The sequence below is a fragment of the Brucella sp. NBRC 12953 genome (genome assembly GCF_040369775.1).
In the GTDB taxonomy this organism is placed as follows: Bacteria; Pseudomonadota; Alphaproteobacteria; order Rhizobiales; family Rhizobiaceae; genus Brucella; species Brucella pseudogrignonensis.
In genome coordinates, this window is record NZ_BAABSV010000005.1 from 319,687 (window position 1) to 338,101 (window position 18,415).

An 18,415-nucleotide genomic window follows, 5' to 3' on the forward strand; every position below is an offset into this window, starting at 1 on the left:
CGGCTATCAAACTTTTTTCATTTTTTTGAGCTGCTTACGAAACCAAACGGCCGGACCGAACGTATTGGAAGAAGAAAAAGCGAACTCTCGGCTAAAGGTCCACCATGCAACCCGGTCTGCTTTTAATTGTTGCTATCAGCCTGTCTGCCATCATGGCTCTCGCGTGGGCGCTTGAAAGAAAGAGCGGCAAAAGCGGCTGGATCGATGCAATCTGGTCATTCTCTGTAGGTTTAGGTTCAGTCATAGCCGTGATGCTTGCGGATGCGACATGGCAACGGCGATCCGCGATACTGATCCTCATTCTGGCATGGTCGCTTCGCCTTGGCTTACACATAGCGCAGCGAAGCATGGGCCATGGTGAAGACCCACGTTATGCAAAGCTGATAAAAGAATGGGGAGAAAAGGCATCCTCACGCCTTTTCTGGTTTTTACAGATTCAGGCTCTCGCAGCCTTCATGCTGGTTCTGGCGGTCTATCTCGCTGCTGTTAGCCGCCCCGCTTTTTCATCTTTATGGGATATAATCGCGGTTGTAATCATCGCCATAGCGCTGATTGGTGAAGCCCTGTCTGACGCGCAGCTCGCGCAGTTTCGCAAAACGCCAGAAGCCAAGACCGAAATTTGCGAAACCGGCCTTTGGGCCTATTCCCGACATCCAAACTATTTCTTTGAATGGCTGTTCTGGTGTGCGTGGCCGCTGATGGCCATCACCGCATCGCCATGGAGCTGGCTGTCACTGATCGCCCCGATCCAGATGTACTGGCTGCTCGTGCATGTCTCCGGCATCCCACCGCTTGAAGAACATATGCTGAAATCGCGCGGTGAAAAATTCCGCGCCCTGCAACGCCGGGTTAATGCGTTTTTTCCCGGCCCCCGAAAAAGCCCCGCAAGATCAGGAGCCTCAACATGAATATGCTGGCATATGCAATCAATGCTGCAGAGCGCATTCCTCTGAGCGATACCATCACGCTTGCGGGTATCGATTATCTATGCGCCCGAACCAAGCGTCGACTGGCTGGAACATCTGAACAGATCGAGCTGGATTTCCTGAAAACCATGAAGGATTTCCCGGTCGCCACCCATACGGATGATGCCAACCGCCAGCATTACGAACTGCCGCCACAGTTTTTTGAGTTGGCACTGGGGCCGCAACGCAAATATTCCTGCTGTTTTTATCCGGATCAGAACACCACGCTTGAGGAGGCAGAAACCTATGCGCTCAGTGAAACTGTGCGCCATGCCGATATCAGCGATGGAATGGACATTCTGGAGCTTGGTTGTGGCTGGGGCTCATTGTCGCTTTATATGGCTGAAAAATTTCCCAACGCGCGGATCGTCTCCGTTTCAAACTCCGCCTCACAGCGCGCCTATATCGAAGCACAGGCAGCAACGCGTGGTCTTAAGAACCTCACCGTTATTACAGCCGACATGAACGATTTTTCCATCGACCAGCGCTTTGATCGTGTGGTTTCGGTGGAAATGTTTGAACATATGTCGAACTGGCAATCCTTGTTTGAACGCGTACGCGGATGGCTTCATGCAGATGGACGATTGTTCATTCATGTCTTCACGCATCGCGATCGTTCCTATCGCTTCAACCATGAAAACCCCGCCGACTGGATCGCACATCATTTCTTCACTGGCGGCATCATGCCTGCCTTCGACCTCCCGCATCGCTTCGACGATATTTTCACCGTCGAGCAGGATTGGCGCTGGTCTGGACGCCATTATCAGCAAACAGCTTTGGATTGGCTGAACAATTTCGACAATTCGATTGATCAGATCAGGCCAATTCTGCAACAGGTCTATGGGCAGGATTCCAGTCTTTGGGAACGCCGCTGGCGACTGTTCTTTCTGGCGACTGCCGGACTGTTCGGCCACGAAAATGGTGATGTCTGGGGCGTCGGACACTACCTCTTAAAGCCCGTCAAATAAGGATCATTCAATGACTGCGAATGCGCTTGTCTGGTTGCGTAACGATCTGCGTCTTGCCGACAATCCTGCCCTTCAAGCCGCCGTTAAGTTGGGTGGCAAGATCACAGCGCTTTATGTGCATGAAACCAATCCGCAATTGCGCATACCCGGAGGTGCCGGGCTCTGGTGGCTGGAACAGAGCCTCAATTCACTCGAAAAAAGCCTCAACGACCGTAATGTCGAGCTGCTGGTGGCGCGCGGTGATGCACTCGATATCATTGAGAGCCTGATTGAAGAAAATGGCTTCGATACGGTGTTCTGGAACCGGCGTTATGCGCCGCAGGAGCGTGATGTCGATGCAGTCGTCAAATCCACATTGAAAGACAAGGGGCTGAATGTGGAGTCCTTTGCAGGCAATCTTCTGGCTGAACCCTGGGAGATCAAAACCGGCAGCGGCGGCCCTTATCAGGTCTTTACACCCTATGCCAAAACGCTGCGTCAGCAGGGTGTAAACCGACCGCTCTCCTCCTCTGACTGGAAGGCAGAACCATCGAGCCTCAAGCACAAGCCTGCAAGGGAAGCTTACAAGCAGCCTTTCTGGTCAAAAAAGATGAATGGCCTGTGGGAGATAGGCGAAGCGGCTGCCATTGATCAGTTATATCATTTCTTCGATGAGACCATCCGCAATTATGCCGGCGACCGTGATCGTCCGGATGTCGAAGGCACATCGAAACTTTCGCCGCATCTGCGCTTTGGTGAAATCAGCCCAAGACAGGCATGGTATGCTACGCTTTCGCTGATGGATGAGCATCCGAACACACAGACCGGCGGTGAAAAATTTCTCTCCGAACTGATCTGGCGCGATTTTCATTATCACCAGCTCTATTATCGTCCAGACATCGCTGAAAATGATATGCGCGATACGCTGGCTGACGTTCAGTGGCAAAGCAATCCACAAGCGTTCGAAGCCTGGAAAAAGGGTAATACCGGCGTTCCGATGATTGATGCCGGGATGCGCCAGCTCTGGGCTACTGGCTGGATGCATAACCGCGTGCGGATGCTGGTGGCATCAGTCCTAAGCAAAAACATGCAGGTCGATTGGCGCGACGGCGAAAAATGGTTCTGGGATACGCTGGTGGATGCAGATATCGCAAGCAATCCAGGGAGCTGGCAATGGGTTGCAGGTTGCGGCATGGACGCGGCACCCTATTTCCGTGTGTTCAATCCTGTATTGCAAGGCGATAAATTCGATACAGGCGGCGGATATGTGCGCGAATGGGTGCCGGAAATCGCCGCATTGCCGGATCGTTGGATCCATAAACCCTATGCTGCACCGGAAGACGTGTTGCAGAAAGCGGGCATTGTTCTTGGCAAAACTTACCCGCTTCCCGTTTTCAAGGCACCCAAAGCGGGTAAATAAACCCGCTTACTGCGTCTAAAGTTAAGACAGGATACTTGGAACCACTATATCCGACGCAAAGCCGCTTCGCACTTTTGCTGGAAATACTTTAAAACCTCTGCATCAACCGACGCGCGGCAAGCTCGCTGCGCTTCAGATTTTTGTAGATATCGCGTTTCGCAGCATGGAACTCGCTGACCAAGCCTTTCTGCGGCGCAATCGTTTCAGCGATTGCGCTCATGCTGGCAGCAATCTGAGCGAGATCCGTTTTCTCAAAGGCGCTTGCGCCCGCGATGCCTGAGCCAAGAAGAACCGGCTCGGCAGAAGACGGCAGGGATACTTCCAGCCCTGTCGCATCAGCCAATATCCGACGCATGAGCGGGCTGCGCGCAGCACCGCCACTCACGATTATTGTACGGATTGGAATAGCTTTGGCAGTCAGTGCATCAAGAATATCTGCCGTGCCATAGGCCAGACCACAAAGACCCGCAACGAACAGGCGAACCAGATTTTCCCGCGATGCATCAAGCTTGATGCCCGTTATCGTACCGGTCGCATCAGGATCGGCGTCTGGCGCGCGATTGCCCAGAAACTCCGGCACAACGTGAAGCCCCTTTGCCAGCAGCGCTGTCTTTGAAAGCTCACCTGTCGCATCAATGGCCAGCTGCTCAAGGTAGTCGAGAAGTGACAGGCCTTTGGCTGCCGCTTCCTTCTCAGCCTCAGCCTTATAGGGATGCATACCAACCAGATAATCAGTCGCAGCACCAAATGCCGACTGCCCACCTTCATTAAGCCAAAGGCCGGGCATCATGGCGCCCCAATAAGGCCCCCAGACACCATCCACAAATGCAGGTTTCTCGGTAACACTCATCGTGCAGGCAGAAGTGCCGATAATCAGTGCCAGTCTTGACCGCATATCGACGGCGCTGTTCTCATCCGCACTTCCCGCGATTGTGCCGACGCCGCCGGCATGTGCATCGATGAGCGACGCACCGACCGCCGTACCGGGCACAAGACCCAGCTCTTTTGCGGCCTGCTCAGTTAACCCCTGACCCAACGGAGTGGCGATATCGACAATGTCGGTTCCAATACGGGCAAAACCTTCATCGGCCAGCACACCGAGGCCAATGGTGCGGAAGTAATCCTCATCCCATCGCTTTTCGTGGCCAAGATACGTCCATTTGCAAACCACCGTGCAGAGCGAGCGCGAGTGGCTTCCGGTTGCACGATAGGTCAGATAATCCGGCAAGTCGAAGAAGAGACCGGCGGCGTTGAACGTATCAGGGTTGTTTTCCTTCAACCAAAGCAGCTTCGGTGTTTCCATTTCTGGGGAAATGCGCCCCCCGACATATCGCAAAACGGGATGGCCCGTCGCATTGATACGTTCAGCTTGTTCGCGGGCGCGATGATCCATCCACACGATGATGTTTCGCTCTGCGTCACCGGCACGGCTCGCAGGCAATGGATTGCCGTTTTTGTCGAGAATGACCAGCGAACACGTCGCATCAAAGCCGATGCCTTTGACGGATTCCGGGGCGACATTCGCCAGCTCTAATGCTGCTGCCACTGAGCTGCAAACGGCCTGCCAGATATCTTCCGAGGATTGCTCGACAATATCCGAACCTTGCTTCCACATGCGGATATTTTGCTTGGCACTCGCCAGCAACTCTCCATCGCGTGTAAACAGCCCTGCCCGCGCGCTGCCCGTACCGACATCAACACCCAGAAATACGTCCACCTTATGCCTCCCATGCAGGCAAGTTGCGCCAAATCGGCGCTCCGTGCAGCGTCTTGGCTACAACATCGGTTAGAAAATCGGAACCGGTTTTTTCTGCTCTATTGCAATGGCGCACCATTGGCGCGCGTCCCGCAAAGATGAACTTCAATGCCCAGCTGGTGTGCGAGACTTGCCTTGGCCAGCATTGCATCGTCTGCCGCAGAAACATCATGCGAATAGACAACCTGTATATGGTTGGCCTTATGACGTGCCATCATCTGATCGCGGCTGACGCCATAGAGTACACCGTGCATCATCGGCCATTCTCGATTGGTGAGAGTCCAGCGTCTTTCAGTTTCCTGAGGAGAAAGCGCCACCGCCTTTCCACGGCCGATATCCATTTTAAGCCGCCCATCTTCCACATAGATGCGCGACCAGACCAGCTCACCGGGCTTGGCTATACCACGAAGGGTGCCGCCACCTTTACCAAAAAACATCGGAGGCTGCCGCACAGAATCCGATCCTCGATAGCCACCCTCATGATGAGCAGGCGGCGCTGCACCTGAAATCTCAAACACCCAGACATATTCATCTGTCGTCCCGCCTCGATCCACATCACCCCAACGCAGATCATGAAGTGTGGTCTCGACCGGCTCACCAAGCGCACGATGCAGGCGATTGATCATCAAAGCATCAAGACCCGCACATTCATCCACTTCATTGAAATGAACTACGGCCTTACCTTCACGGATGATCTCTCCTTCTGCGTTGCGCACAGGCGGACGATCCTCGTTATTAAGAAGTCCTTCAACGAGGTCGGAGGCTGGAAGCAGATCTTTCAAGCCTTGCTGATACTGGATACCAATCGTCTCGCATCCAAACTGCTCTGCCATACGTACAGCAGCGATATAAATCTGGCACTGACCAAGCACCTGTGCTTCCGTCAATTCCTGCGCTTCATCTTTGCCAAGATGAAACGTCATTCCAGCATCAAGCAACCATTGATAGGCTTGCCGAGCGTCCTCCTGAGAAACATTGATCGCAGCATGATAGAGCGCTGACTGCGAGAGGCGTTCTTTGAAAACACCTAACGGAAACAATAGTTCATCGGGAATGATCGCATTATACATTCCCATGCACCCCTCATCGAAAATGCCCATGATGGATCTGTTCTCGACAAGGTCTTTTGCAATGTGCGAAGCTTGCTCAACAAGATGCACCGGCACAGTCGCATGGTTAAACAACTTCACATGGGATGTATCATGTGAAGCAATCTTACCTGTTTTCAGCCACTCATCGAGCTTGTTCAGAAACCACTGATCGGTGAAATCTTCACTCCAAAGCGACGCATATTCAACATCTGCCTTTGTCAGTGAGCCGTTAAGATTGAGCAGGCCAACCAGGCCGGGATAGGTTCCAGACCAGTTGGCGACTGTCAGGATCGGGCCACGATGAGCGATGAGGCCTGCAAGAATATTCTGGGAATATTGCCAGACCGCTTCCGCAACAATCAGAGGTGCATCGCGATTGATCTTCGAGAAAACCTCAATGCCCTGCTTTTGCGTTGCAATGAAACCGTGGCCGGTTTTTGGATCGATGCCGTGTCCGCGTACCGCTTTCCTGCCAAGTTTCTCGATTGCCGCAATGAGACGGCTTTCCATATTGGCCTGTTCAGGCCAGCATTGAATATTCGCGCTTTCACGCAAGTCGCCATTGGCGACGAGAATGATATCCTGCATGTGATCGTCTCCTCCAGAACCGATGCTTGTCCTTTACAAGCAGTTCAACTGCTCGTCAGACAGGCCCGGTTGACCCCAAAGGCCAGACACTCTGCAACTTCTCACCAGACAAGATACGTTCGCGGCATTGGATTTCACCATCACCATTGGCATCTGCATCATCGGCGATAACGGCAACCAGTTCTTCAGGAATGACCACTACACCCGAAATATCAGCGAAAATCACATCGCCAGGACGCACACGAACACCATTGATGTTCAACTCGACCTGCGACTTGGTCGGCTCCATACGTCCAGAAACCCCGACCGGGCTAACGCCACGCGCAAAAAGCGGGTAATCGAGCTTTTTCACTTCGGCAATATCGCGCACCGTACCATTCACGATTGTTGCAGCAGCACCGGCAGTTTTCGCACCAGTCGACATCAGCTCGCCAGTGCCAGAACCTTCAGCACAGGATGCGTCCACCAGCAGAATGCCTCCCTCGACGACATTGTCGATTGTGCCGTGATAGACATCCTGCGGCTGGCCGGTTCGCGTGCTTTTTTCATAGAGAACAGTATGAACTGGACCGCAGATCACCTGCCCCGGGTTCAGTTCGCTTTGCAGGCTCAGTCCCTGCAAAAAGCCATAAAAGCCATGCTTGTCCATGACATCTTGAATATCGCCCGAATACCAGCGCGACAGGCGTTTGATGGCATCCCAGTTGACGCGCGAATAATCATAGCTGCTCATTGTTTTGTTCTTCCGTTTTAGCCCGTTTCAGGCCTGTTTCTGGATTGTCTGATCGCCTGTTCGAGATAAGCCGTACTGTTGGTGATGTGCTCGCGCATCGCTTCGCGCGCATCGCTGGCCTTACCTGCTGCAATCAGCCCGTAAATATTCTCATGCTCGGCCAGCCCCGCGCTCAGTTTTTTGCTCGGAACCCGGCTCGATACTTTGATGACCTCTGAGATGAGCGAATGAAGATTGCCGTGCAGTGACGTTAAAATCTCATTGCCCAAAGATTGCACCAAAGCCCGATGGAAAGCCGCGTCGCCTTCGGCGAAACGGGAGAAGTCATTGTCATCGGCAGATTTCCGCATGACATCAAGTGCTGCGGTCACTCCATCACGCAGCTCTCCCTCGCCATAAGCGAGGCGCCCCGCAACATCCACTTCGATCAGGCGACGCACATCCATGGCCTGAACGAGATAGGACGAGTCTCGCGCAAAAAGTGATCCAACTGACGATACCAGTGAGTCCATGAACTCGCTGACATCATCCCGGACAACTTCAGCTCTTTCACCGTGGCGACGCCGCACCAGCCCTTTAGTTTCAAGAACCTGCATGGCTTCGCGCACAGATCGCGTGCTGACACCGAATGTCCTGCCAATCTCGGCCTCAGAAGGCAGACGTTCTCCCACCTGAAGCTCACCAGACAGAATGCGTGCCTCTATCGCGGCAACAATATGCATATGCAACTTGCCGCGATCGACATGAGGGGAAACTGAACCAATCACCATTTTACCGCTCCGAAGCCGCGATTATCGCGTTTTATTTACATTAGAGTTATGACATATGTCATATGTAAATTCGCAGTTCATGTCAAGGTTTTGACATAATCAGGTTCTGGTTTCAGCCTCCTCCCACTCGGTATTATCGAGCTTTACCAAGCAGTAAAGCCGCCATCCACAACGACATTCGAACCCGTCATGTAAGACGAAGCGTCGGATGCGAGGAAGCGGATGATACCGTTATATTCATTGATTTCAGCCTGGCGGCGCATTGGTACGCGATCAAGGAACGCATCGATAAATTCTTTATCGAAGCTCGCAGTCTTCACACCACCGAATGAAATCAGGTTCACACGAACGTTCTTCTCACCCCAATAGGTACCGAGATAGCGCGTAAGATTGATAAGTCCCGACTTGGAAGCGGCATAGGAAATTGCTTTGATGAACGGCTTGCCATCGCGTTTTTCACGATAGGAATAGAGCGCCTGATTTGGCGAAACGAGACCGTAGATCGAACCGACATTAATGATTGAACCGCGACCTTCGGATGCCATGTGGCTACCGATAACCTGACTGGTCAGCATAACGCCGGTCAGATTGGTATCGATAATCTCATCCCAGAATTTCTGCGGATAGACTTCAAACGGCGCATTCTGCTCTGCCGAACCGTCTGGCTTTGAATCGATACCCGCATTGTTGACGAGTACATGCGGCACGCCCCAATCAGCGATCAGCTGTTTGGTTGCAGCTTCAAGGGCAGCCTTGTCTGTGACACTCGCCTCATAAACGCGGATACGATCTTCAAGTCCCGGAAACTTTTCAGCAATCTGCTGCTTCGTGAATGGGCGACGGCTGAAGATTGCCACCTTCGCACCTGCTTCGGCCAAAGACTTGGAAAACTGCGTTCCGAGCTGCCCAAGTCCGCCTGTCACAACCGCAACGCGGTCTTTGACACTAAAAATATCAGTCATTGTAGGTTCTCCTCGCAGATTTTACGCTTTGGCTGAGGCGTCGATTGCTTCGCGCGCGCGACGATTTCCTTCGTTGAGGAACATCACGTCATTGCCCATAATAATCATGTCCACGCCCTTCTTTTTGAGCGCGGTTACGCTCTCGGCGACCGGTGGAATGCACGGCGCCATGACCTTGATGTCGCGCGCGTGGCACTTTTCGATAAGCTCGCTCAGCTTCTCATCGACTTCCGGATGCGACATGGAATAATCGATCGAAATGCGGCGCGAGATCGAGTAGTCGGCTGGGCCGAAGTTGATGACATCAATGCCTTCGACATCGAGAATTTCATCGATATTGTCGAAGAACTCGAAGCTCTCAGCCATCGGGATCACGAGCTTGTTGGCATTCTCGCGTTCCATGTAGGATGACCACTGGAAGCCCGGCCCGGCAAAACCCGCGGCACGACATGAAGCGTCACCACCACGACGGCCGTAAGGCGGAAACTTTGCCGCGCGAACGATTGCACGAGCCTGCTCTGCGGTATTGACCTGCGGTACGATAATGCCGGTTGCGCCGATTTCCAGCGACTTGCGGATATCCCATTCATTCGTGCCGCGAACACGAACCAGCGGTGCGATGCCCGAAAGAAGCGCTGCCATCACCAGCTTTTCCATATGGGTATCGACGTTGACGGGCGTATGCTCGGCATCGATGAAGGCAAAATCCAAGCCCCAATTACCAGCAACCTCGATTGCTGTCGTCGAACCGGTGTAGAATGTTGTGCCGAACGTCGCTTCGCCATTGCGCAGCTTTTCAGCCAGTTTCAGATTTTCAACTACAGGCACTGCTCTCTCCTTGAGTCAGTAGTTATGTGGGGAATTGATGATTGCTGGTTCACTTCACATCCGAGGAAATAAACGCCTGCAATTCCGGCGTTTTCGGATTTGCGAAGAGTTCTTCGGAAAGCCCGGCCTCCCAGACTTTTCCCTGATGCATGAAGACGGTGTGGGTCGCCACACGACGGGCAAAACCCATCTCGTGCGTTACCAAAAGCATGGTCATGCCGGTCTTGGCGAGTTCAGCGATGGTCTTCAGAACTTCTCCAGTCAGTTCTGGATCAAGTGCGGAAGTCACTTCGTCAAACAGCATGACCTTAGGCTTCATTGCCAATGATCTGGCGATCGCCGCACGCTGCTGCTGGCCACCGGACATAGAGTCTGGATAGGCATTTTTCTTTTCCAGCAAGCCGACTTTCGACAGCACTTCATCGACCAACTTTTCCTGCTCTGCCTTGGACACATTCTTCACAAGACGCGGGGCCAGCTTGATGTTTTCGGCGACGGTGAGATGCGGAAACAGATTATAGCTCTGAAACACCATCCCAACTTCCTTGCGCAAATCGCGTAGACCCTTGTTGGTGCCATCAAGCCTATGCCCAACCACTTCGATTGAGCCGGAGTTGAATGGCTCAAGCCCGTTGATGCAGCGTAACATCGTGCTTTTGCCAGAACCTGACCGCCCGATAACGGCAACGGTTTCACCAGGCTCAACCGAGAGGTCCACACCTTTAAGAACAGGCAGAGAGCCGAAAGATTTTTGCAGGTTATCAATGCGCAGCGCTGGCATTTTTCTGCTCCTTTAATTTTTCGCTCCACCACGACAACGGGTAGCAAAGGGCGAAGTACATCACTGCGACCGTCAGGAAGACGTGGAAAGGCTGGAAGGTCATATTGTTGAGAAGCTGTCCGGCGCGGGTAAGCTCGACGAAGCCGATCAAAGCCGTCACCGACGTATTCTTGATTACCTGCACCATGAAGCCGACTGTTGGACCGAGTGCTATGCGAAAGGCTTGCGGCAGGATCACGTAGCGCAGCGTTTGCGTACCGCTAAGCGCAAGTGAATCCGATGCTTCCCACTGAGCGCGAGGGATCGATTCAATGCAACCGCGCCAGATATCTGCCAGAAATGCTGTCGTGTAGATCGTCAGCGAGATTGCTGCAGCTGCCAGCGGCGGAAAGTAAAAGCCAAGAAAGCTAAGACCGTAGAATGATAGGAACAGCAGGATCAGAAGTGGTGTTGCCTGCACGAGCTGAATGTAGCCCATGATGATCCAGCGCAGCCACCTTGGTCCGAGTGAGCGACCCAGTGCAAACAGCAATCCGAGAATGCCACCGCAGACGAAAGTGATAAGCGAGAGACCGACTGTCCACCAAAGGCCCTGGATCAGAAACTGAATGCTTGTCCATCCGAATGACTGGATCATGGCTTTTGCTCCTTAACATCGAGCATCAGTGCCCCAGTTTCATTGCCGACATCCACGCGGCGGCGGAACAGCCAGAGACCAAACAGCATGTAGATGAAGCGGAAGAAAAACGTGATGCAGATATAGATGGCGGCCACGATCAAGAAGGTTTCTAGGCTCCTGAACGTCTGTGACTCGATCGTGCCTGCTGCCATGGTCAGCTCCTTCGCCGAAACCGCCGACACAATCGAAGTGCCAAGCAAGGTCAGTGTCAGCTGGCCGGTCAATGCCGGATAGATGATGCGAAGCGCAGGAACCAAAACCACGTAGCGCATGACTTGAAACTGAGACAGGCCAAGTGCCAGACCAGCCTGAATCTGGGTCTTGGGAATGGCGATCAGACCTGCACGAAATATCTCTGCCGAATAGGCTCCAAGATTAAGTGATACAGCGAATATCGCCGCCTGATTGGCGTCCAGCTTGATCCCTGTGTAAGGCAAGCCGAAGTAGATCAGAAAGAGTTGCACCAGAAGCGGTGTATTGCGGAATGCTTCAACATAGACCGCGCCGATTTTCCTGCCCCAGCGTGGGCCATCGAAGCGCAGCAGAGCCACAGCAAGACCGATTGTAAGGCCGATGGCAATTGCCTCTGCTGACAGGATTATCGTGTTGATTGTTCCGGTTACAAGCTCGGGAGTTCGGGCTAGGACCGGAGCGAAGTCCATCTCATAGGCCATTGTGTTGATCTTTCAGAGTTAACAGCGGCGCAGAAGCGGGATTGCGAGGTGCCGTAACACTTTAACTTTTATGCATATTCTTTCATCGGGCGGGGCCTTGCACAAAGAACACGGCATGAAGGAACGGGCAGTCGCATACATTGCGGCATGCGTCGCCGATCAGACAGAAAAGGCTTAGAACGTCGGGAGTTTTCCACCCGGAATAGGTCCGCCGATCCACTTCTCGTGGAGTTCATTCAGGCGACCGGTCACTTCCTGATAATAGATGAAGTTGTTCAGCCACTGATGCAGCTCAGTCGAGCCTTTACGGGTAGCCATCGACCAATAGAGCGTAAAGATCGGAACGTCTTTCTTGATCTCCAGATTGGTGAGATTGCGCTTTTTTATAATGTCTTCTGCAACTGTTGCCACCGCCGCTGTCGCATCGACTTGGCCTGAAATCAGAGCTTGCATTGCAAGCGCATCGTCATCAAAACGGACAACCTCCAGACCTTCGATGCCATAGCCGCTAACAGCCACATCCTGAGTACTTCCCTTTGGCACCGAGATGCGCTTTCCAGCCAGATCCTGCAGAGTTTCGACCTTCATATCCTTGGCGGCAATGAAACGCATTTCATAAGCGCCATATGGATTGGTCATGAGAAATGTCTTTGCGCGTTCTGGCGTCGCAGTCATCTGCGCGATCAAAAAGTCGACACGACCGGACTCAAGTGCCGCCGAACGAGAAGCGTTATTGACCGGCACAACTTCGAGATTGACGCCAAGTGCCTTAGCCGCATCGCGTGCTACATCCACGAGAAACCCATCGGTCTTGCCGCTGGCATCAACCGTATCATAGGGCGGAATGCCCGTCAGCACACCGATCGTTACGGTGCCTTTTCCAGTGATATCCGACAGAGACTGCGCAATCGCCGATGATGCACCAAAGCACACAACAGACGCGAAAGATGCCGCAAGCGCAAACCGCCTGAACAGTTTCGTAAACATGATTTCCTCCAGCTTTTTTGTCCAAGCACGTTCCCTGTTGCGCTTCGACTTTTCCTCCCGCGGCGTCTTTTGAATACCCTGATCCTCATCGAGTAAACGCAGCCTCTGTCATATGACTTATGTCATAAGTTGAGTCAAGCAGCTTTTGTGCTTTCATTTCTATTGAGACAAAGCTTTTGAGCGCGTTATAACAGCTGCAAAACAACGATGCTGCGAGGGAACGACGTTCCCAGCAGCGCCGAAGCGACTGTTTTTCAAAGGGATACCCGAGTTAAGCTCTCAACTGGTAATCAGCGCAATGCTTCTAGTTCAGCGATACGGGCTGCACTGTCTTTTTCCAGAACGCGCGTCATTTCACGAATGATTGTTTCAGCCAGCACGAAAAGTGCCGCCGATGAGTCCCATGCAGACGGCACCGCAATGCGGCCTGCAAGAACATGACGCGATACTCGCGCGATCGGCGACAGCCACTGGTCGGTCACAAGGATCACTTCCACCCCTCGCCCGCGAGCCTTCTCCGCCAGCCTCAGAAGACTATCCTGATAACGGCGAATATCAAACACCACCAGCACATCACGCTTGCCCATATCAAGTAGACGATCCCGCCATACACTTTCCTGCCCGCCAAGATGAAAAACGTTAGGCCTGATAATGGTCATATGCGCTGCCATATATTGCGCGATAGGGTCGGTGAAACGTCCGCCGATCAGGTAAACATTGCCCTTGGAGTTACAAAGAGCAGCAACCGCCTGTTTAAGTTGCTTTTCGCCCAGATGTCGGAAGCTTTCGCGGATATTTTCAAGCGTATGCTCGACAGCAGGATAGGCCTTGTCCTGCTCTTTGTCCGGCCGCTCATTGCGATGATGCGGAGACTGCAATTGGGCAGCAAGCTCATCCTGCAAACGAGCCTGAAAATCAGGATAATTCTGAAAACCAAGGCGATTGACGAAGCGCAGGATTGTCGGCGAACTGACCCCGGCCTGTGCTGAAAATTCAGCGACCGTTTTCAAACCCAGCATGGGATAATTCGCGATCAGTGTCTGCGCAGCGCTTCGCTCGCCCGCGGGCATTGCATCAATCCGTTCATTGATCAGTTCAGCGACTGTGGCACTCGTCTGCACGCTGTTTCCATTCAAGTCTGCCCTTTTCAAATTTGGGCGAAATTGTGTTTGACAAATTATCATAGGCCGTATCAAATAATCCGCAATAGCGCATAATCTGAAAAAACGTAACATAAGTTACAGCGCGGGGAACAAACAGAATGACGGACGAGCGAGAAGATCGCACGGCTTCGTGCGCGCCTGTTATTGTCGTAAATGGGGACGGCAACAGCCCTTGGTTGTTTGTCTGCGAACATGCTTCAAATTTCATTCCGGAAAGCTTCAACAGTCTTGGTTTAGACGCTGAAGCACTGAAAGCGCATATCGCCTGGGATCCCGGCGCGGTTGAGGTTGCGCGTCGGCTGAGTGCAGGCTTGAACGCCCCACTGGTGGAGTCCGGGCTGTCCCGATTGCTGATTGATTGTAATCGCCCACTCCACGCCACTGACCTGATCCCGGAGATCAGCGAAACCACTATCATCCCCGGCAATCACGATTTGAGCGCGATTGAACGCACTGCACGGATCGACCTTTCGCACCGGCCATTTCACACCTGCGTCGAGGAAGTTATTGCGAAACGCGCCAAGCGTGGATTGCCGTCTTGGATCGTTACCATCCATTCTTTCACGCCGGTTTATCGCAGCATTTCCCGACCATGGCAGATCGGCATCATCCATGATGAAGATGATCGCATTGCAAAGCCGCTGATTGCAGCGCTTGCCCAAGACAAGAGCCTGACTGTCGGCATCAACGAGCCTTATTCGCCTGCCGACCGGGTCTATTACACGCTGGAACGCCATGCGCGCCCACGCAACACCCCTTGTGTGATGATCGAACTGCGCAACAACGAAATTGCGAGTGCAGAAACACAGGCGCAATGGGCCGAACGGCTGACTATCATTTTCGCGGCAATCGGAAACGATCTTGCCTCTCAAACTCAACTCAGCGGATCGAAAGCCTGAAGGAGCGGGAAATGCCCAAGCCAATCAGACTGTTCGTCAAATATGTTGATGCACTGAACTACTATGTCGGGCGTTTTGCGATGTATTTGTTCTTCGTGCTCGGCGCATGTCTTCTTTATTCGACCTTCTCGCGTGTTGTTTTGGGCATTCCGGTCAACTGGGTGCTCGAAATGTCCCAGTTTCTGCTTTCAGCCTATTACCTGCTGGGCGGCGCTTACGCGATGCAACAAGGCGCGCATGTGCGGATGGATCTGTTCTTTGATCGCCTTACCCCACGTAAGAAGGCGATCACCGATATGATCACCATCCTGTTCATCATCTTCTATCTCGGTGTGATGGTGATGGGTGGAATTTCATCAACCAATTACGCCATCGTCTATAGCCAGAAGAATTATACTGCCTGGGCACCTGTCCTGTGGCCTATCAAACTCATCATGACGCTAGGTATCTTCCTGCTGTTGCTGCAATGCATCTCGAATTTCTTCAAGGATTGGGCGTCGTTGCGCGGAAAGCCAATCAATACGATTGCAGGACCGGCGATTGAGGAAGGGCATCACATATGAGCTCGGAACTCATCACCCTTTTCATGTTTGCCACAATGATGCTGCTGCTGATGACCGGGCAGCGTGTCTTCGGCGTCATTGGTTTTGTCGGCGCTATTGCGGCCCTTCTGCTCTGGGGCAAGGGCTCTTTCGAGATGCCTTACAACGCCACCTTCGCGGTACTGAACTGGTATCCGCTGATCACGGTGCCGTTCTTCGTGTTCATGGGTTACATGCTTTCGGAATCCGGCATCGCCAGCAATCTTTATCGCATGTTCCATGTTTGGTTTGGCGGAATTCGCGGTGGTTTGGCTTTGGGAACCATCGGCCTGATGGTTATCATTTCCTGCATGAACGGTCTCAGCGTGGCGGGTATGGCCATTGGTGCGACGGTCGCTTTGCCTGAGCTTTTGAAGCGCGGCTATAATAAGGTCATGGTCACAGGCGTTATTCAGGCGGGCAGTTCACTCGGCATTCTGATCCCACCAAGTGTGGTTTTGGTGCTTTATGCGATGATCGCACGCCAGCCTGTTCTCCAGCTCTGGCTGGCAGGCATCGGTCCAGGCCTGCTGATGGCTACACTTTTCGCCATCTATATTTATATCCGTTGCCGCCTGAACCCAGAACTTGGACCAACTCTACCCAAGGAAGAACTTGAGCGAATTACATGGCGTGAACGCATCTCCTCGCTTCAAGTGGGCCTACTTCCACTCGTCATCTTTGGGACCATGATGGGGTTGTTTTTGACAGGCGTTACGAGCCTCGTTGAAAGCTCGGCAATCGGGGCTCTTCTGGCAACTCTGGCAGCATTGTTCACCAAGCGTCTGACAAAAGCAGTATGGGAAACCACAACCCGTAACACGCTGACCATTACCTGTATGTTCCTCTGGATCATCCTGGCTGCACTTTGCTTCTCATCGGTCTATGACGGCCTTGGTGCAGTGAAGGCAATCGAGCGGCTTTTGCTTGGAACCTTTGATTTGTCGCCTTGGACAATTCTAATTCTGATGCTTTTTTCCTTCATCATATTGGGAATGTTCCTCGATGACACCGCTATGCTGGTGATCGTGGCACCTCTCTATATCCCACTGGTGAAGAGCCTCGGTTTCAACCCTATATGGTTTGGCATTCTCTACACCATCACCTGCCAGATTGCGTATATCACGCCGCCATTCGGGTATAATCTCTTCATGATGCGAGCGTTAGCGCCCAAAGAGGTCACGCTAATGGATATCTATCGATCCATCGTGCCATTCTTCTTTCTCATGGTGCTGACGATTATCATTCTGATGATCTTTCCTGAGATCGCGATGTGGTTGCCGAACTGGTACATGGGCCGATGAAAACAATTACGGAGGAACACACATAAGAGTGGTCAAAAGAGCCGGAAAGCGGCCAGACCAGCAAGAGCGCATCCCGAAAAGTGTGAAGCGGTTTTCGGATAAAGATGCACGATAAGACAAAGGGAACATCAAACAACAGTTGGGAGAATGGGCATGAGCGAGAATAACAAGCTTAATAAACGTGACTTTCTCAAAAAAGCGGGACTGACGACTGTGGGGGCTTTAGGCGCCACCACACTGGCTACACCTTATGTGCGGGCACAAAGCCCCATTAAATGGCGACTGCAGACCTATGCTGGTCCAGCACTCGCAGAACACGTTATAAAGCCGTCGATCGATGCCTTTAATAAGGCTGCAAACGGCGAAATGGTTATCGAACTTTATACTGCCGATCAGCTTGTGCCGCAGGGCGAACTTTTCCGTGCGGTGCAGTCAGGTACAATTGATGCGGCACAGAGCGATGATGACTCTATGGCATCGCCTGTCGATGTAGCGGTTTTCGGGGCTTATTTCCCGTTTGCATCGCGCTACAGCCTCGATGTGCCAGCATTGTTTAACTGGTACGGCCTCAACGAAATCTGGGAAGAAGCTTACAAGGAAATTCCGGGCGTCACCTGGCTGAGCGCAGGTTCATGGGATCCGTGTAACTTTGTGACCACCAAACCGATCCGCAGCGTTGCCGACCTTCAGGGACTGCGCGTCTTTACCTTCCCGACCGGCGGACGCTTCCTCACCAAGTTTGGTGTCGTACCTGTGACGTTACCTTGGGAAGACATCGAAGTCGCCATCCAGACCGGCGAACTCGACGGCGTTGCATGGTGTGGCGCAACCGAGGCCTACACGGTCGGCTGGGCAGACATCAACAAATACTACCTTACCAACAACATCAATGGTGCATGGGCTGGCTCCTATTTCGCGAATACCGAAAAATGGGAGGCGGTGCCAGATCACCTCAAGACTCTTTTCAGGCTCGCGATGGATTCCTCGCACTATCATCGCCAGCATTGGTACTGGTGGGGTGAAGCGCATTATCGTACCACCGGCGGCAAACTCGAACTCACCACCATTCCAGAATCCGAATGGAAGCAGATTGAAGACGCCGCGCTTGAGTTCTGGGACGATGTTGCCAAGCAAAGCGAACGCAATGCCAAAGTGGTCGCAATCCTGAAGAAATATCAGGAAACGATGCGCAATGCGGGCGCGCCTTATCGCTACAGCTAACAATTTAGGGCGCCGCGCAACAATGCGCGGCGCCCATGATTTTATCCCGTGAGGAGCGAAGCATTA

Annotated in this window: 18 protein-coding genes; 7 read left to right on the plus strand and 11 right to left on the minus strand. The window is 52.8% G+C overall.

The window, feature by feature from the left end; all coding sequences use genetic code 11:
* The first annotated feature begins 104 nt into the window (after nucleotides 1–104).
* The 3 genes from ABWV94_RS14490 to ABWV94_RS14500 are packed head-to-tail and all read left to right on the plus strand — an operon-like array spanning nucleotide 105 to nucleotide 3,332.
* Complete coding sequence (locus ABWV94_RS14490) at nucleotides 105–908, plus strand: DUF1295 domain-containing protein (RefSeq protein WP_113499040.1); 804 nt, start codon at nucleotides 105–107, stop codon at nucleotides 906–908.
* A complete protein-coding gene (locus ABWV94_RS14495) occupies nucleotides 905–1,933 on the plus strand; it encodes an SAM-dependent methyltransferase (protein WP_353414008.1) in 1,029 nt (342 codons plus the stop codon). Before ABWV94_RS14490 ends, ABWV94_RS14495 begins: the two co-directional genes overlap by 4 nt.
* 10 nt (nucleotides 1,934–1,943) lie before the next feature.
* Nucleotides 1,944–3,332 (plus strand): cryptochrome/photolyase family protein, encoded by a 1,389-nt coding sequence (locus tag ABWV94_RS14500; RefSeq protein ID WP_113499036.1) that lies wholly within the window; start codon nucleotides 1,944–1,946, stop codon nucleotides 3,330–3,332.
* Between the two features lie 88 nt (nucleotides 3,333–3,420).
* Here ABWV94_RS14500 and ABWV94_RS14505 read toward each other — a convergent pair whose 3' ends face one another.
* The 11 genes from ABWV94_RS14505 to ABWV94_RS14555 form a co-directional block, all read right to left on the minus strand.
* Nucleotides 3,421–5,049, minus strand: coding sequence for an FGGY-family carbohydrate kinase (locus tag ABWV94_RS14505; RefSeq protein WP_353414010.1), 1,629 nt, complete (start codon nucleotides 5,047–5,049; stop codon nucleotides 3,421–3,423).
* Between the two features lie 98 nt (nucleotides 5,050–5,147).
* Nucleotides 5,148–6,767 (minus strand): fucose isomerase, encoded by a 1,620-nt coding sequence (locus tag ABWV94_RS14510; protein ID WP_113499032.1) that lies wholly within the window; start codon nucleotides 6,765–6,767, stop codon nucleotides 5,148–5,150.
* Nucleotides 6,768–6,822: 55 nt separating this feature from the next.
* Nucleotides 6,823–7,500, minus strand: a complete 678-nt coding sequence (locus ABWV94_RS14515; RefSeq protein WP_113499030.1) for an RraA family protein — start codon at nucleotides 7,498–7,500, stop codon at nucleotides 6,823–6,825.
* Between the two features lie 17 nt (nucleotides 7,501–7,517).
* Complete coding sequence (locus ABWV94_RS14520) at nucleotides 7,518–8,270, minus strand: FadR/GntR family transcriptional regulator (RefSeq protein ID WP_113499027.1); 753 nt, start codon at nucleotides 8,268–8,270, stop codon at nucleotides 7,518–7,520.
* A 143-nt stretch (nucleotides 8,271–8,413) separates the two neighbouring features.
* Entirely contained in the window at nucleotides 8,414–9,232 is an 819-nt protein-coding gene (locus ABWV94_RS14525) for an SDR family oxidoreductase (RefSeq protein WP_112806123.1), read from the minus strand.
* Nucleotides 9,233–9,253: 21 nt separating this feature from the next.
* On the minus strand, nucleotides 9,254–10,060 hold the full coding sequence (locus tag ABWV94_RS14530; protein ID WP_007878391.1) for an HpcH/HpaI aldolase family protein: 807 nt from the start codon (nucleotides 10,058–10,060) through the stop codon (nucleotides 9,254–9,256).
* A gap of 49 nt (nucleotides 10,061–10,109) precedes the next feature.
* Complete coding sequence (locus ABWV94_RS14535; RefSeq protein WP_064321521.1) at nucleotides 10,110–10,841, minus strand: amino acid ABC transporter ATP-binding protein; 732 nt, start codon at nucleotides 10,839–10,841, stop codon at nucleotides 10,110–10,112.
* Nucleotides 10,822–11,478, minus strand: coding sequence for an amino acid ABC transporter permease (locus ABWV94_RS14540; RefSeq protein ID WP_021585820.1), 657 nt, complete (start codon nucleotides 11,476–11,478; stop codon nucleotides 10,822–10,824). Before ABWV94_RS14540 ends, ABWV94_RS14535 begins: the two co-directional genes overlap by 20 nt.
* Entirely contained in the window at nucleotides 11,475–12,194 is a 720-nt protein-coding gene (locus tag ABWV94_RS14545; RefSeq protein WP_079213086.1) for an amino acid ABC transporter permease, read from the minus strand. Before ABWV94_RS14545 ends, ABWV94_RS14540 begins: the two co-directional genes overlap by 4 nt.
* A 174-nt stretch (nucleotides 12,195–12,368) precedes the next feature.
* Nucleotides 12,369–13,181 carry a transporter substrate-binding domain-containing protein gene (locus ABWV94_RS14550; protein ID WP_064321519.1) on the minus strand — a complete coding sequence of 271 codons (813 nt, stop codon included), beginning with the start codon at nucleotides 13,179–13,181 and terminating at the stop codon, nucleotides 12,369–12,371.
* Nucleotides 13,182–13,471: 290 nt separating this feature from the next.
* Entirely contained in the window at nucleotides 13,472–14,416 is a 945-nt protein-coding gene (locus ABWV94_RS14555) for a MurR/RpiR family transcriptional regulator (protein ID WP_268903038.1), read from the minus strand.
* A gap of 26 nt (nucleotides 14,417–14,442) precedes the next feature.
* Between ABWV94_RS14555 and ABWV94_RS14560 the strand changes: the two genes are divergently transcribed.
* The 4 genes from ABWV94_RS14560 to ABWV94_RS14575 all read left to right on the plus strand — a co-directional run bounded on the left by ABWV94_RS14560 (nucleotide 14,443) and on the right by ABWV94_RS14575 (nucleotide 18,349).
* On the plus strand, nucleotides 14,443–15,243 hold the full coding sequence (locus tag ABWV94_RS14560; protein ID WP_113499025.1) for an N-formylglutamate amidohydrolase: 801 nt from the start codon (nucleotides 14,443–14,445) through the stop codon (nucleotides 15,241–15,243).
* A gap of 11 nt (nucleotides 15,244–15,254) precedes the next feature.
* Complete coding sequence (locus ABWV94_RS14565; RefSeq protein ID WP_113499023.1) at nucleotides 15,255–15,806, plus strand: TRAP transporter small permease subunit; 552 nt, start codon at nucleotides 15,255–15,257, stop codon at nucleotides 15,804–15,806.
* On the plus strand, nucleotides 15,803–17,128 hold the full coding sequence (locus tag ABWV94_RS14570; RefSeq protein ID WP_064321516.1) for a TRAP transporter large permease: 1,326 nt from the start codon (nucleotides 15,803–15,805) through the stop codon (nucleotides 17,126–17,128). Before ABWV94_RS14565 ends, ABWV94_RS14570 begins: the two co-directional genes overlap by 4 nt.
* A gap of 153 nt (nucleotides 17,129–17,281) precedes the next feature.
* Nucleotides 17,282–18,349, plus strand: a complete 1,068-nt coding sequence (locus tag ABWV94_RS14575; protein WP_064321515.1) for a TRAP transporter substrate-binding protein — start codon at nucleotides 17,282–17,284, stop codon at nucleotides 18,347–18,349.
* The last annotated feature ends 66 nt before the right edge of the window (nucleotides 18,350–18,415 follow it).

What these genes read in the sequence shown, in the direction of transcription:
- ABWV94_RS14545 (WP_079213086.1), bottom strand. Translation starts at nt 12,194, where the DNA reads ATGGCCTATGAGATGGACTTCGCTCCGGTCCTAGCCCGAACTCCCGAG.
- ABWV94_RS14560 (WP_113499025.1), top strand. Translation starts at nt 14,443, where the DNA reads ATGACGGACGAGCGAGAAGATCGCACGGCTTCGTGCGCGCCTGTTATT.
- ABWV94_RS14525 (WP_112806123.1), bottom strand. Translation starts at nt 9,232, where the DNA reads ATGACTGATATTTTTAGTGTCAAAGACCGCGTTGCGGTTGTGACAGGC.
- ABWV94_RS14520 (WP_113499027.1), bottom strand. Translation starts at nt 8,270, where the DNA reads ATGGTGATTGGTTCAGTTTCCCCTCATGTCGATCGCGGCAAGTTGCAT.
- ABWV94_RS14490 (WP_113499040.1), top strand. Translation starts at nt 105, where the DNA reads ATGCAACCCGGTCTGCTTTTAATTGTTGCTATCAGCCTGTCTGCCATC.
- ABWV94_RS14500 (WP_113499036.1), top strand. Translation starts at nt 1,944, where the DNA reads ATGACTGCGAATGCGCTTGTCTGGTTGCGTAACGATCTGCGTCTTGCC.
- ABWV94_RS14495 (WP_353414008.1), top strand. Translation starts at nt 905, where the DNA reads ATGAATATGCTGGCATATGCAATCAATGCTGCAGAGCGCATTCCTCTG.
- ABWV94_RS14510 (WP_113499032.1), bottom strand. Translation starts at nt 6,767, where the DNA reads ATGCAGGATATCATTCTCGTCGCCAATGGCGACTTGCGTGAAAGCGCG.
- ABWV94_RS14570 (WP_064321516.1), top strand. Translation starts at nt 15,803, where the DNA reads ATGAGCTCGGAACTCATCACCCTTTTCATGTTTGCCACAATGATGCTG.
- ABWV94_RS14535 (WP_064321521.1), bottom strand. Translation starts at nt 10,841, where the DNA reads ATGCCAGCGCTGCGCATTGATAACCTGCAAAAATCTTTCGGCTCTCTG.
- ABWV94_RS14550 (WP_064321519.1), bottom strand. Translation starts at nt 13,181, where the DNA reads ATGTTTACGAAACTGTTCAGGCGGTTTGCGCTTGCGGCATCTTTCGCG.
- ABWV94_RS14515 (WP_113499030.1), bottom strand. Translation starts at nt 7,500, where the DNA reads ATGAGCAGCTATGATTATTCGCGCGTCAACTGGGATGCCATCAAACGC.
- ABWV94_RS14565 (WP_113499023.1), top strand. Translation starts at nt 15,255, where the DNA reads ATGCCCAAGCCAATCAGACTGTTCGTCAAATATGTTGATGCACTGAAC.
- ABWV94_RS14540 (WP_021585820.1), bottom strand. Translation starts at nt 11,478, where the DNA reads ATGATCCAGTCATTCGGATGGACAAGCATTCAGTTTCTGATCCAGGGC.
- ABWV94_RS14555 (WP_268903038.1), bottom strand. Translation starts at nt 14,416, where the DNA reads ATGTTACGTTTTTTCAGATTATGCGCTATTGCGGATTATTTGATACGG.
- ABWV94_RS14575 (WP_064321515.1), top strand. Translation starts at nt 17,282, where the DNA reads ATGAGCGAGAATAACAAGCTTAATAAACGTGACTTTCTCAAAAAAGCG.